Origin of the sequence: Streptomyces sp. NPDC046925, from assembly GCF_040644915.1 — a bacterium.
Taxonomy (GTDB): Bacteria; Actinomycetota; Actinomycetes; order Streptomycetales; family Streptomycetaceae; genus Streptomyces.
Genome location: NZ_JBEYWZ010000002.1, coordinates 1,376,217 through 1,389,488, shown reverse-complemented (window position 1 = coordinate 1,389,488; position 13,272 = coordinate 1,376,217). Strand labels below are relative to the sequence as shown.

Below are 13,272 nucleotides of genomic sequence, written 5' to 3'. Positions count from 1 at the left end.
CCGGTTCAGTAGGCGACGGGCCACCCGGAGCTCCAGTTCAGGAGGTTGACGCCGAGCTTCGGGGTGCCGTTGTCCTGGCCGTCGTAGTAGTGGTAGACGAGCAGGTCGCCGTCGGTGTCCTTCATGACCGACTGGCCGCCGGGGCCGATGTAGTGGCCGTGGCTCTCCTGGACCGGGGTCCCGCCGTTGTTCATCATGCCGACGCCGTTCTTGTCGACGTAGGGCCCGGTGACACCGGTGGAGCGGCCCACCTTGATCTTGTACGTGGAGCCGGTGCCCGCGCAGCACGTGTCGTACGAGGCGAAGAGGTAGTAGTAGCCGTTGCGTTTGACGATGTAGGGCGCTTCGACGGCCTTGGTGCCGGTGGGGCGCGAGGCGAGGGAACGCCGGGCGGTGTCGCCCGCGTACTGCTTGCCCGTCGAGGGGTCGATCCGGATCATCTTGATCCCGGTCCACCAGGAGCCGAAGGAGAGCCACCACTTGCCGTCGTCGTCCACGAAGAGGTTCGGGTCGATGGCGTTGTAGTCGCTGGACGTGGTCGAGGTGTACACGGCGCCATAGTCGGTCCAGGAGCCGGGCTCGCCGGTGGGGGAGCCCGCCAGGCCGATGGCCGACTTGTTGGAGCCGAACGACGAGACGGAGTAGTACATCAGGTACTTGCCGCCGTGGTACGAGATGTCGGGCGCCCAGACGTCTCCGGTGGAGTTGTAGTTGTTCCACCAGCTCGGCCGGGTGGGGAAGGCCGAGCCGTTGCGGCCGAAGGCGATCCGGTCGGCGGAGGTGCGCAGTTGCAGGCCGTCGCCGGTCGAGTAGAGCAGGTACTTGCCCGACGCGGTGCGGGCCAAGGTCGGGTCGTGCACGACGATGTCCCCGGTGACCCGGCCGGGGTTGGGGTAGGCGGTGGCGCTGCTCGGGACGAGGGCGAGCAGGGCGGCGGCGGGCAGCGCGACGAGGGCTCTGCGCCGGAAAGCGGTGGGGGTGCGGCTGGAAGTGCGGTCGGGCGTGCGGTGGGGAGTGCGGTGACGAGTGCGGCTCATTCCTGTCTCCTTGGGGGCGGGGGCTCAACCACGGGATACAAAGGGGCCCCGCGGGGTCGTTACCGCGAGGCGCAGCCGGCAGGAAGTCGCCGCCGGGAACAGAAAGGTTGGCGTGTTTTCGATATTTCCCGGATTCTCCGGATCGGCGCCGTCGAATTCATTCGACAACTCCCTTTCGTGTGCGACCTCTTGACATCAAGGCGATTCGGTTGAACTTTGGGAGCGCTCCCATTGCTGCTCCCGCTGCTCTCCCGCTGGTGCTCCCGTTCCCCGAGCCGAGCACGCCCCCCATCGAGCCGTCAGGAGACCTCCCGGCATGTCCGCATTCCCCCATTTCCCCAATCCCCGCCATTCCCGCCGCTCCAGCCCTTTGAGTACGAACAGCGTTTCCTCGCCCTGGACGCGAAGATCGCAGATTCCGCGAACGGCTATTTCCCGCCGGACGGAATTCCGTAGCACTGGGTCGAAACCCTCATGGTCAAAGCCCCCGACAACCGGGGTCGGGGTCACGGTGACCGCCCGTACGCCGCGCGTCGGGAAACTGTTCGGCGCCCTGTGCCTGATACCGGGGCTGCTCCTCGTCGCCGCCCCCTCCTCCGGGGCCGACGACGTCAGGGAGAAGACCCGGGCCGCGTACAGCTGGAAGAACGTCCGTATCGACGGCGGCGGATTCGTGCCCGGCATCGTCTTCAACCGCACCGAGAAGAACCTCGCCTACGCCCGTACCGACATCGGCGGCGCCTACCGCTGGCAGGAGAAGTCCCGGTCCTGGACCCCGCTGCTCGACTCGGTCGGCTGGGACGACTGGGGCCACACCGGCGTCGTCAGCATCGCGTCCGATGGCGTCGAACCGGACAAGGTGTACGCCGCCGTCGGCACGTACACGAACGACTGGGACCCCGGAAAGGGCGCCGTCCTGCGCTCGGCCGACCGGGGCAGGACCTGGAAGAAGACCGATCTGCCCTTCAAGCTCGGCGGCAACATGCCGGGCCGGGGCATGGGCGAACGCCTCGTCGTCGACCCGCACGACAACCGCGTGCTCTACCTCGGGGCGCCCAGCGGCCACGGCCTGTGGCGCTCCACCGACTCCGGCGCCACCTGGTCGCAGGTGACCGCGTTCCCCAACCCCGGCACCTACCGGCAGGACCCGGGCGACTCGACCGGCTACGCCTCCGACAACCAGGGCATCGCCTGGGTCACCTTCGACGAGCCCACGGGCGTCTCCGGCTCGCGCACCAAGACCGTCTACGTGGGCGTCGCCGACAAGGAGAACGCCGTCTACCGCTCGACGGACGCCGGAGCCACCTGGTCCCGTCTCGCGGATCAGCCCACCGGATACCTCGCCCACAAGGGCGTGCTCGACGCGGAGAACGGCTACCTCTACCTCGCCTACAGCGACAAGGGCGGCCCGTACGACGGCGGCAAGGGCCAGGTGTGGCGGTACGCGACCCGCAGCGGCGAGTGGAAGAACATCAGCCCCGCCACCGACGGCGACACCTACTACGGCTACAGCGGCCTGAGCGTCGACCGGCAGCATCCGGGCACCGTCATGGTCACCGGATACAGCTCGTGGTGGCCCGACACCCAGATCTTCCGCTCCACCGACAGCGGCGCGAACTGGACCGGCGCCTGGAGCTACACCGCCTATCCCGAGCGCACCGACCGCTACACCATGGACGTCACCTCCGTGCCGTGGCTGGCATGGGGCGCGAACCCGGCGCCGCCCGAACAGGCCCCGAAACTGGGCTGGATGACCGAGGCCCTGGAGATCGACCCCTTCGACTCCGACCGGATGATGTATGGCACCGGAGCCACCGTCTACGGCACCAGGAACCTCCGGAAGTGGGACAGCGGCGGCACGTTCACCGTCACCCCGATGGTGAAGGGTCTGGAAGAGACCGCCGTCAACGACCTGGCGGCACCGGCCTCCGGAGCGCCGCTGCTCAGCGCGCTCGGCGACATCGGCGGCTTCCGGCACACGGACCTCACCAAGGTGCCGCCCCTGATGTACACGGGGCCCAACTTCACCACCACGACCAGCATCGACCACGCCGAGTCCCGCCCGGACACGGTGGTGCGGGCCGGCCAGCTCGACAGCGGGCCGCGCATCGCCTTCTCCGCCGACAACGGCGCCACGTGGTCGGCGGGCAAGGAACCGCCGGGCGTCTCCGGCGGCGGGACGGTCGCCGCGTCCGCCGACGGCAGCCGCTTCGTGTGGAGCCCGGACGGCGCGGGCGTGCACACCAGCGGTGACCGGGGCGCGAACTGGACGGCGTCCACCGGCATCCCGCAGGGCGCCGTCGTCGAGTCCGACCGGGCCGATCCGCAGACGTTCTACGGCTTCAAGTCCGGGACCTTCTACGTCAGTACGGACGGCGGGGCCACCTTCACCGCGAAGGCGTCCACCGGCCTGCCCGCCGACGGTCCGGTGCGCTTCAAGGCCGTACCCGGACAGGCGGGAGAGATCTGGCTCGCGGGCGGGAAGTCCGGCGCGGCGTACGGCCTGTGGCGCTCCACGGACTCCGGGGCGAGCTTCACCCGCGTCCGGGGCGTCGAGGAGGCCGACACGATCGGGTTCGGCAAGGCCGCGCCCGGCTCCGACCGCCAGACCCTCTACACCAGCGCGAAGATCGACGGCGTGCGCGGCATCTTCCGCTCCACCGACGGCGGCGAGAGCTGGCTGCGCATCAACGACGACGCCCGCCAGTGGGGCTGGACCGGCGCGGCCATCACCGGTGATCCGCGGATCTTCGGGCGGGTGTACGTGTCCACGAACGGCCGTGGCATTGTTTATGGTGACGACAACTCCCGTGGATGAACAGGGCAGTCGAAGCGCTTCGACGGGCCTATGGACAGCACATGGGTGTCCCTCTAGGGTCGAGACGGCCACAAGTCGAAGCGCTTCGCCACCGCCTCACACCCCCCAGGAGAGCCGTATGGTCACGCTTGCCGAGGTAGCCCACCACGCCGGAGTCTCGGCCAGCACGGTGAGCTATGTACTCAGCGGCAAGCGGTCCATCTCCGCCTCCACCAAGGACCGCGTCGAACGGTCCATCCAGGAGCTCGGCTACCACCCGAACGCCGGCGCCCGCGCCCTGGCCAGCAGCAGATCCAACATCATCGCGCTGATGGTGCCGCTGCGCACCGACATGTACGTGCCGGTGATGATGGAGATAGCCATCGCCGTCGCCACCACCGCCCGCACCCACGGGTACGACGTCCTGCTGCTGACCGGCGAGGAGGGCCCCGAGGCGGTCCGCCGCATCGAGGGCAGCGCGCTCGCCGACGCGATGATCCTGATGGACGTCGAGCTGCACGACGAGCGGCTTCCGCTGATCCGCCAGACCGAGAGGCCCGCCGTCCTCATCGGCCTGCCCGCCGACCCCACGGGCCTGACCTGCGTCGACCTCGACTTCGTGGCGACCGGCGCCCAGTGCGTGGAGCATCTTTTCGGGCTCGGCCACCGCGAGATCGCCGTGATCGGCGAGGCTCCCGCGGTGTACGAGCGGCACACCGGCTTCGCCGAGCGCACCCTGGACGGGCTGCGCGCGCGGGCCGGTGAGCTGGGCGTGCGGGTGCTGCACCGGCCCTGCGAGGGGACGTACGACGCGCTGGCCGCGACCCTGGCCCGCATCTTCGACGAACGCCCCGGCACCACGGGCTTCGTCGTGCAGAACGAATCCGCCGTGGAACCCCTCCTGAGCCTGCTGCGCCGGCAGGGCCGCGCCATCCCGGAAGACGTCTCCGTCATCGCCGTCTGCCCCGACCAGGTCGCCACGCAGGCCTCGGTGCGGCTCACCTCCGTCGCCATCCCCGCACAGGAGATGGGACGGCAGGCGGTGGAGCGCGTCGTCGCGAAGCTGCGGGGCCAGGGAGCCGACGAAGTCGCGCTCCTCGTACCGGAGTTGACGGTGCGGTCCAGCTCGGGCCCCGGCCCCGCGCAGGGCTGACGAGGACCGCGGGGCGACGGGGAAGCGGCCGGTGGCGGGACGGGGGAGCTGCCCTGCCACCGGCCGCGCGGAACCCCTCAGGGGGCTCCTCAGGGAGTGGTCACGGCGGGACGCGGTGCCTTCGCCATGCCGGAGCCGATGAAGAAGCTCGGGTGCGGGGGCTGGTTGTAGGCCGTATTTTGCCAGGCGAGCGCCGTGCGGTACTGGATGTCGTGGAGCAGCGTGGTGATCTTCGTGCTCGTCTCGTGCGGGGTGGAGTAGATCCGCAGCGCCTTGTTGTCCGACGTGCGCCACACGACCTCCTCGCGCCAGTCGCCGAGGATGTCCCCGGAGAGCGCGGGGGTCGCCTTCGTGCCGTTGTTGGACGCCACGGAGGACCCCGTAAGGAGCCGGGTCTCGCCGCCCGTGCCGTATTTGTCGATGCGGGTGCCGTCGAGGAGTTCGCGGGTGGTGTCGCCGTCCCACCAGTTCACGAAGTTGACGCTGGAGGGCTCGCGGCCGACCGAGGCCCCGGACGGCGAGCGCAGGGTGCTGTCGGCGGCGGACCATGACTCGGCGCCCGCCGAACCGGCGTAGATGTCGGCGGACACGCCACGGCCGTTGTCGGAGCCGGACGCCGTGGTCCACAGCCGCTGGCCCGTACGGGCGTCGGCCATCCAGGAACCGGGCTTGGAGCTGTCCTCGGACACCTTGAAGTACTCCAGGCCCGGGCGTGACGGGTTGAGGTCGCCGACGTGTCCGGCGTCGCCGTGCCCGAGCTTCGTCGTCCACAGGCCGCTGCCGTTGTCGTCGACGGTCATCGCGCCGTACACGATCTCGTCCTTGCCGTCGGCGTCGACGTCGGCGACCGACAGGCTGTGGTTGCCCTGGCCGTCGTACCCCTTGCCGGTGTTCGTCGAGGAGTTGGTGTCGAAGGTCCAGCGCCGGGTGAAGGCGCCGCCCCGCCAGTCCCAGGCGGCGATGACCGAGCGCGTGTAGTAGCCGCGCGCCATGATCAGGGACGGCCTGCTCCCGTCGAGGTAGGCGGTCCCCGCGAGGAAGCGGTCCACGCGGTTGCCGTAGCTGTCGCCCCAACCGGAGACGGTGCCGCGCGCCGGGACGTAGTCGACCGTGTCGAGAGCGGCGCCGGAACGGCCGTCGAACATGGTCAGGTACTCGGGCCCGGCGAGGACGTAGCCGCTGGAGTTGCGGTGGTCGGCGGACGAACTGCCGATGACCTTGCCCGCGCCGTCCTTCGTGCCGTCCGCCGTCTTCGCGGCGACCTCGGCCCGGCCGTCGCCGTCGTAGTCGTACACCTGGAACTGCGTGTAGTGCGCGCCCGAACGGATGTTGCGGCCCAGGTCGACGCGCCACAGGCGGGTGCCGTCCAGCTTGACGCCGTCGATGATCGTGTTGCCGGTGTAGCCGGACTGGGAGTTGTCCTTGGCGTTGGTGGGCTGCCACTTCAGCACGAAGTCCAGGGCGCCGTCCCCGTCGAGATCGCCCACCGACGCGTCGTTCGCCTCGTAGGTGTACGCCACGCCGTCCGGGGTCGTGCCCCCGGCGGGCGGCGTGATCGGCACGTCCTTGTACCCGGCGCGGAACTGCACCGCGTGCACGGAGTCGCCCTGTTCGGTGCCGTCGACCACCGCGCGCACGGTGTAGTCGGCGCTGTTCGGTGCGCCCGCGTGGAAATAGTTCGTCGAACCGGTGACCGGCGACGAGTTGACCTTCGTACTGCCCCGGTAGACGTTGAAGGCCACGTCGTCGTCATCGGTGCCGAGCCAGCGCCAGCTGACCAGGTTCCCGGCGTCGGTGTGCACGCTGACCACACCCCGGTCCAGCGCCTCCGCCTGGCGGGTGGTGGCCGCGGACGAGGTGGACGACAGGGCGATGAGCCCGCCGGCGGCGAGGGTGCCCGCGACGACGGCGGTGAGCAGGACCCGGCCGCGGGCCCGCCGTGCTCTTCGGCCGCGACGGCGGCGCGGTGCGGTGTACGGGTGATGGGTCATCGGGTGCTCCTGCGGGGGAGAGGGTGCGGGCGAGGGACAGTGCCTCGGGTGTGTCGCCGCAGGTGCGCGGAAGGTTGCCGCCCCCGCGATCCGGACCGGGCGGGTCGGCTGCGGAGATCACCCGATCCCCGGACGCCGCGCGGGCCTTGGCTCAGATCTGACTGGGATTCCGGACGTTGTTCGATCTCTCGCACGTACGTTGCTATGCTCGCGCACCGCACTTCGGCGGCACGGGGGCCACCAGCGCGTGTGCACAGCCGCGCAAGCACAGAGAGAGGTGACCCGTGGGGACAGCCGTCGACGACGCGGCCGCCGCGGAGTTCCATGACTTCTTCGAGCGGCACTACGCCGAACTCGCCCGCTTGGCGCACATGTTGACCGGCGAGAAGGACGCGGCGGACGACCTCGCGGCGGACGCCCTGGTCGCGCTCTGGCACCGCTGGGACCGCGTGCGCGCGGCCGATCACCCCGCCGCGTACGCCCGTGGAGTCGTCGCGAACATGGCACGCAGCCGCATCCGCAGCGCCGTCCGCGAGCGCCGCCGCGTGGCGCTGTTCTGGGGTCAGCGGGCGGAGGGCGTCGACGATCCCGACATACCGGCGGTCGTCGACGTCCAGGAGGCGTTGCGTACGCTGCCGTTCCGTAAGCGGGCCTGCGTGGTGCTGCGGCACGCCTTCGATCTTTCGGAGAAGGACACCGCGCTCACCCTCGGCATATCGGTCGGTACGGTGAAGAGCCAGACGTCCAAGGGAATGGCGGAGCTGCAACGGCTCCTGGGCGAGCTGGCCGCGTCGCAACTCGTGGGAGGGAGGCAGTGATGGACGACGTACGCAAGCAGTTGCGCGATGCCGCGGCGGAGCACCGACCCGACCGGGAACGGATGCTCGCCCGGATCGAGCGCGGCATGGAGCGCGACGCCGCAGGCCCCGGCGCCCCGTCCCGCGGCAGGCTGCCACGGCCCGCCCCCTGGCTGCGGATCGCGGGCGCCACCGCCGCCGTCGCCGGAGTCTTCGCGCTCGGCGGTTACGCCGTCGCCTCCGTCGTCCGCGGCGATGAACCGCCGCCCCGCACCGTGGGCACACCCGCCGCCCCCCAATCCCCGGCCGGGCCGAGCCCCTCCGCGTCGGCGCCCGACGACGAGAACGCCGAGCCGAGCGCACCGACGGGGCCCGCGCACCCTTCGGGCAGGGCCACGAGCGGCGCGCCCGAGAAGGACAAGGACCGGGACACGGACCGGCCGCCGAACAAGTCCGCGTCACCGCCCGCCAACCAGCGCGTCGCCCCGGGCGCCAAGGACGTCGAGGACGGCTACCTCTGGAGCGACGGCTCCATCGACCCGCAGAGCAACGACTTCTGGGCGCAGAGCACCCTCACCTTCAAGACGGAGAAGCCTCTCGGAGCGCTCACCGTCGAACTGCGTGTCGCGCAGACCGGCGGGGTTACCGACGCGGGCAACTGGCGCTCCCTGCCCGCCGAGGACTTCACCGTCTCCGTACGCGAACAGGACGGTGCGCTGGTCTACCGCTGGACGCTGAAGGCGGGCCGGACCGTCCCCGCGGGCGAGCATGTCTTCGCGGGCCAGTACAACCACGCCGAGGGCGGCAGGGACGCGGGCGAGGACTCCTACGCGGCGGAGGCGACCGCGTCGGGCCAGAAGGCCGCCGTACGCGGCGACTTCGCCCGCACCTCGTAGACCGCGCGCGGGGCCGCACGCGGGGCCGCTCGCGGACCGGGGGGAGAATTTCCCGGCGGAGCGGCAACCTTCCGCATCCGGGCGGAGACCAGCAGACGCAAGGTCATCTCCCCAGCGAAAGAGCGGTCCCCATGACCACGCAAAGAGCCGAACTGCGCAAGAGCCGCAAGCGCCGCCTTACCCGCCGCCGCGCCGTGGGCGCGGCGGGCGGCGCGCTCCTGCTGACCGGCGCCACCCTCGGCGCCAACATGCTGCTCTCCCCGGCGGGAGCGGCGACCACCGCGGCCTCCTGGCCCACGCCCACCGGCAGCAAGGCCGTCTCCAAGACCATCGAGGTGTCCGGCACCTACGACGGCGGACTCCAGCGCTTCTACGGCAGCGGAGACCTGGGCGGCGACGGCCAGGACGAGGGCCAGGACCCGATCTTCAAGCTGAAGGACGGCGCCGTCCTGAAGAACGTCGTGCTCGGCTCCCCGGCCGCGGACGGCGTGCACTGTTCGGGCAGCTGCACCATCCAGAACGTGTGGTGGGAGGACGTCGGCGAGGACGCGGCCAGCTTCAAGGGCACCTCGTCGAGTTCCGTCTACACCGTGACCGGCGGCGGCGCGAGGAAGGCCGACGACAAGGTCCTCCAGTTCAACGGCGCGGGCAAGCTGAACATCTCCGGATTCCAGGTCTCGGACTTCGGCAAGCTGGTCCGTTCCTGCGGCAACTGCTCCAAGCAGTACAAGCGCACGATCAGCATCAACGACGTGGACGTGACCGCGCCGGGCAAGTCCCTGGTCGGCATCAACACCAACTACGGGGACACCGCGACCCTGAGCAAGATCCGCATCCACGGCGACAGCAGCAAGAAGATCAAGCCCTGCGTCCGCTACACGGGCAACTCCTCGGGCGACGAGCCCAAGGAGACGGGCAGCGGCCCCGACGGGACGTACTGCAAGTACAGCGCGTCGGACATCAGCTACCAGTAGCCGCTGTCCCGCGTGTGCCGGGGCCACCAGTGAACCGACCGGTCACTGGTGGCCCTTCGCGGTGGGCGTGACCCGGGCGAGCAGGCCGTCGACGAACGCGCGCAGCCCCTCGGCGTAGGTGTCCCGTGCCGCCAGTTCGGCCCAGCGGTCGCCGAGGGCGGCAAGGCGCGGAACCTGCGACGCGTCGAAGGTGAAGCTGCGGTCGGGCAGCCTTCCGTCGGGCCGCCGGTGCGGGGAGCGGGCCCGGACGAGGACCTCGCCCGCGGTGTAGTACCAGAGGCTGCGCATGATGTGGACGGTCTGTTCGGGGGTGCAGCCGTAGTCGTCCGCTCCGGCCAGGATGGCTTCGATCATCCACAGGGCCGATTCGTCGAGCAGCCCGATGAATCCGTCGGCCGTGACGACCTCCGCGGCCCATGGCCAGGCCGCGAGGGCGTCGTGCGCGGCGAGGGCACCCGCGACGATGCGTTCGCGCGGGTCGGCGGGCAGCTCGGGGCGTTCGATCTCCCCGATGTAGCCGTTGAGCAGGAGGATCAGGAGATCCTCCTTGTCCCGGATGTGGTGGTAGAGGGTCGTCGCCCCGATGCCGAGCTCGGCGGCCAGACGCCGGATGGTCAGCTTCTCCCAGCCGTCCGCGTCGATCAGCTCGCGGGCCGCCACCAGGATCTGCGCGCGGGAGGTCAGGGGCGGTCGGCCGGTGCGGCCGTGCGGTGCGGGGGATCGGGCCATCGCACCATCATGCCGCCCTCTCCTCGCCCGCTCCGATACCGGCCCGGATACGGCTCCGGATTCTGCTTCGTGTTCACAGCGGGCCGTCTCGGTGCTACTTTCGGAACATGTTCCGAAAGTCGAAAGTCGGATGGCGGCGGCGCCGATGGAGTTCGCGATGACGAATAGCCCGGACAGCTCGAACAGCCCGGCCGGCTCGAACAGCTCGAATGGCTCGGATGTCAGGCCAGGTCTCACACTGGCCGTGGTGGCCGTGGTGCAGTTCATGGTGTCGCTCGACCTCTCGGTGGTGAACGTCGGACTCCCGCAGATCGCCACCGGTCTCGGCTTCGGCGCGGCGGGCCTTACCTGGGTCATCCACGCCTACGCCCTCACCTTCGGCGGGCTGCTCCTGCTCGGCGGCAAGGCCGCCGACCGGTACGGCCGCAAGCGGGTCCTGCTGCTCGGCCTCGCCCTGTTCGGCCTGGCCTCGCTGGCCGGCGGCTTCGCGCGGGAGCCCGGCCAGCTCGTCGCGGCCCGCGCCGCGCAGGGCATCGGAGCCGCCATGCTGGCCCCGGCCGCGCTCGCGCTGCTCACCGCCACGTTCCCCGCGGGCAGGGCCCGCGTCCGGGCCTTCGGGGTGTGGAGCGCGGTCAACGCCGCCGGAGGCGCCCTCGGTGTCCTGATCGGCGGCCTGCTCACCCAGTACGCCGACTGGCGCTGGGTGATGTTCGTGAACGTACCGATGGCCGCCTGCGCGCTCGCCCTGGCCTGGCGCGGCATCACGGCGGGCGGGCCGGCCGCCCGCGGCGGCCGCCCCGACGTGCTCGGCGCCCTCCTGGTCACGGCGGGCATGACGCTTCTCGTGTTCGGCGTCGTGCGCACCGACCGGTACGCGTGGACCTCGCCGGTCACCCTGACGACACTGGCGGTCGCGCTCGCACTCCTCGCCGCGTTCCTCCGCGTCGAGCGGACCACGACCCGTGACCCGCTGGTCCGGCTCGGCCTGTTCGCCAACCGCTCGGTCGCCGGCGCGAACGCCTGCAATCTCCTGGTCGGCGCGGGCATCGCCTCCGCCTTCTACTTCATGTCCCTCTACCTCCAGCACGTCCTCGGCAGGGGACCGGCGTCGACCGGCGTCATGTTCCTGCCGCTGGCTCTCGCCGTGGTCGCCGGATCCGTGCTCGCCGTCAAGCTCGGCTACCGGCTCGCTGCCCGCACCCTGCTGGCCTCCGGCGCCCTGCTGACCGCGACCGGGCTCGCCTGGTTCGGCCTGATCGCCGCGGACGGCTCGTTCACCACTGACGTCCTGGGGCCCTCGATCGTCGTCGGCACCGGCTTCGGGCTCTGCCTCGGGCCTGTCGTCTCCCTCGCCACCGCCGGTGTCGCGCCCCACGAGACCGGCACCGCGTCGGGGCTGCTCAACAGCTCACGCCAGATCGGCGCCTCCCTGGGACTCGCCGCACTCGGCGCCGCGGCACAGCACCGCACCGGCCATGGCACCACCCCCGATGCCCTCAACGACGGATACGCGCTCGGCCTCACCCTCGGCGCCGCACTCCTGGCCGCCGCAGCCCTTATCGCCCTCACCGTCCTGCGCCGGACCGGCCGCCCGACGGCACGGTCCGGGAATAACAGATCGCTTGCACCGGCGGCGAGTGATTGAGTCTCCGTGTCATGAAGCAGACCTCAGGGAGAGCGAGTTGCTCCGCTTCCATCTGACGGCCGCCACGCTGCTCAGGGTGTCCGCCGAAGGCGTCGCGACCGCGCTGGTGCTCACCGTCCAGGCGCGCACGGGGGACGCGGCGAGCGCCGGGTTCGTGCAGACCGCCATGACGCTTCCGTATGTGCTCAGCGGCCCGGTCATCGGCCACGCCCTGGACCGCACAAACCGGCCGCGACGGCTCGTGACCGCGCTGGCCTGCGGCTATGCCGTCGCGACCGCGCTGCTCATGGCGTCGGCGGGGCGCTCGCCGCTGGTGTTCGTGCTGATGGTGGCCGCCGTGGTCGGCTGCGTCGAGCCGGTCGTGGCGGCGCTGACCGGTCTGCTGCCGCGGTTCGTTCCCGCCGAGCGGCTCTCGCGCGCGTACGGCCTTGAAGCGTCGAGCTACAACGTCGCGGCGATCGCGGGGCCCGGCCTCGCCGCGCTGGTCGCCTCGTTCGCGGGCGCGGGGCACACCGGGATCGTGATCGTGGCCGCCGCCGTGCTCGGCCTGCTCGTCCTGCCCCTGGTGCGGATCCCGCCGCCGGAAGTCCGGCCCGAGCGGAAGAGGACGGGGCTCGCGCAGGTCGTGGGGGGCGGGTTCTCGGTGCTCGGGTCCCACCGGGTGCTGCGGGCCCTGACCGTCTCGACGATGTTCGCCTGGTTCGGGTACGGCGGGTTCGCGGTGGCGGCGGTGCTGCTCGGCCAGGACATCGGCGCGGGGCCCGCGGCAGGCGGACAGCTCCTGGCCTGCTTCGCGCTGGGATCGCTCGTGGGGGCGCTGGCCTCGTCGCGCTGGCTGACACCCCGCCGTGCCGAACCGGTCGTGCTCGCGGGCCTGGTCGGGTTCGGCACGTCGCTCGCCGCGCTGGCCGTGGTGCCCTCGCTGCCCTGGGCGTGGGTGGTCTGCGCGGCGGCGGGCCTTGCCGAAGGGCCGCTGTTCGCCGCGACGTTGATGCTCCGTCAGCGCGAGTCGCCGCCGGACCGGCTCGGCCAGGTCAACACCACCGGCGGCAGCCTGAAGATCGGCGCTTCGGCGGGCGGCGCGGCGCTGACCGGGGTGTGCGCGGGCAAGCTCGGAGCGGACGGGATGATGCTGGGCATCGCCGCGTGCCAGTTGGCGGGGGCGGTGCTGTGGCTCGTGCTGCGACGGCTGCCCGCGTCCGCGGCGGCGGCTTCCCGTATCGCGTCCTGAACCGGGGCGGTGGTGTCGGCCC

Annotated in this window: 10 protein-coding genes; 7 read left to right on the top strand and 3 right to left on the bottom strand. The window is 71.3% G+C overall.

Annotated features, from left to right (window positions below; translation table 11 throughout):
* Positions 1-5 precede the first annotated feature (5 nt).
* Positions 6-1,037: an arabinan endo-1,5-alpha-L-arabinosidase gene (locus ABZ906_RS12795; RefSeq protein WP_361381116.1), complete on the bottom strand. Its 1,032-nt coding sequence runs from the start codon at positions 1,035-1,037 to the stop codon at positions 6-8.
* Positions 1,038-1,548: 511 nt separating this feature from the next.
* Here ABZ906_RS12795 and ABZ906_RS12790 point away from each other — a divergent pair.
* Both ABZ906_RS12790 and ABZ906_RS12785 read left to right on the top strand, forming a co-directional pair.
* Positions 1,549-3,855, top strand: a complete 2,307-nt coding sequence (locus tag ABZ906_RS12790; protein WP_361381113.1) for a xyloglucanase — start codon at positions 1,549-1,551, stop codon at positions 3,853-3,855.
* A 118-nt stretch (positions 3,856-3,973) separates the two neighbouring features.
* Positions 3,974-4,987, top strand: coding sequence for a LacI family DNA-binding transcriptional regulator (locus ABZ906_RS12785; RefSeq protein ID WP_361381110.1), 1,014 nt, complete (start codon positions 3,974-3,976; stop codon positions 4,985-4,987).
* Between the two features lie 89 nt (positions 4,988-5,076).
* Here ABZ906_RS12785 and ABZ906_RS12780 read toward each other — a convergent pair whose 3' ends face one another.
* Positions 5,077-6,978, bottom strand: coding sequence for a rhamnogalacturonan lyase (locus ABZ906_RS12780; protein WP_361381107.1), 1,902 nt, complete (start codon positions 6,976-6,978; stop codon positions 5,077-5,079).
* 284 nt (positions 6,979-7,262) lie between these two features.
* Between ABZ906_RS12780 and ABZ906_RS12775 the strand changes: the two genes are divergently transcribed.
* From ABZ906_RS12775 to ABZ906_RS12765, 3 genes are all read left to right on the top strand, one after another.
* Complete coding sequence (locus ABZ906_RS12775; RefSeq protein ID WP_361183346.1) at positions 7,263-7,796, top strand: SigE family RNA polymerase sigma factor; 534 nt, start codon at positions 7,263-7,265, stop codon at positions 7,794-7,796.
* Entirely contained in the window at positions 7,796-8,671 is an 876-nt protein-coding gene (locus tag ABZ906_RS12770) for a hypothetical protein (protein WP_361381104.1), read from the top strand. The genes ABZ906_RS12775 and ABZ906_RS12770 overlap by 1 nt, the downstream gene beginning before the upstream one ends.
* 131 nt (positions 8,672-8,802) lie before the next feature.
* The gene (locus ABZ906_RS12765) at positions 8,803-9,645 is read left to right on the top strand and encodes a pectate lyase (RefSeq protein WP_361183343.1); all 843 of its coding nucleotides are present in this window, start codon (positions 8,803-8,805) and stop codon (positions 9,643-9,645) included.
* Between the two features lie 42 nt (positions 9,646-9,687).
* On the opposite strand, the gene ABZ906_RS12760 is transcribed toward ABZ906_RS12765, so the two are convergent.
* Positions 9,688-10,374 carry a helix-turn-helix domain-containing protein gene (locus ABZ906_RS12760; RefSeq protein WP_361381101.1) on the bottom strand — a complete coding sequence of 229 codons (687 nt, stop codon included), beginning with the start codon at positions 10,372-10,374 and terminating at the stop codon, positions 9,688-9,690.
* Positions 10,375-10,531: 157 nt separating this feature from the next.
* On the opposite strand from ABZ906_RS12760, the gene ABZ906_RS12755 reads away from it, so the two are divergent.
* The gene (locus ABZ906_RS12755; RefSeq protein WP_361381098.1) at positions 10,532-12,019 is read left to right on the top strand and encodes an MFS transporter; all 1,488 of its coding nucleotides are present in this window, start codon (positions 10,532-10,534) and stop codon (positions 12,017-12,019) included.
* A 37-nt stretch (positions 12,020-12,056) separates the two neighbouring features.
* Positions 12,057-13,250: an MFS transporter gene (locus tag ABZ906_RS12750; protein WP_361381094.1), complete on the top strand. Its 1,194-nt coding sequence runs from the start codon at positions 12,057-12,059 to the stop codon at positions 13,248-13,250.
* The last annotated feature ends 22 nt before the right edge of the window (positions 13,251-13,272 follow it).

Coding starts and splice junctions, on each gene's coding strand:
- ABZ906_RS12780 (WP_361381107.1), bottom strand. CDS start 6,978: ATGACCCATCACCCGTACACCGCACCGCGCCGCCGTCGCGGCCGAAGA.
- ABZ906_RS12760 (WP_361381101.1), bottom strand. CDS start 10,374: ATGGCCCGATCCCCCGCACCGCACGGCCGCACCGGCCGACCGCCCCTG.
- ABZ906_RS12755 (WP_361381098.1), top strand. CDS start 10,532: ATGACGAATAGCCCGGACAGCTCGAACAGCCCGGCCGGCTCGAACAGC.
- ABZ906_RS12785 (WP_361381110.1), top strand. CDS start 3,974: ATGGTCACGCTTGCCGAGGTAGCCCACCACGCCGGAGTCTCGGCCAGC.
- ABZ906_RS12765 (WP_361183343.1), top strand. CDS start 8,803: ATGACCACGCAAAGAGCCGAACTGCGCAAGAGCCGCAAGCGCCGCCTT.
- ABZ906_RS12795 (WP_361381116.1), bottom strand. CDS start 1,037: ATGAGCCGCACTCGTCACCGCACTCCCCACCGCACGCCCGACCGCACT.
- ABZ906_RS12770 (WP_361381104.1), top strand. CDS start 7,796: ATGGACGACGTACGCAAGCAGTTGCGCGATGCCGCGGCGGAGCACCGA.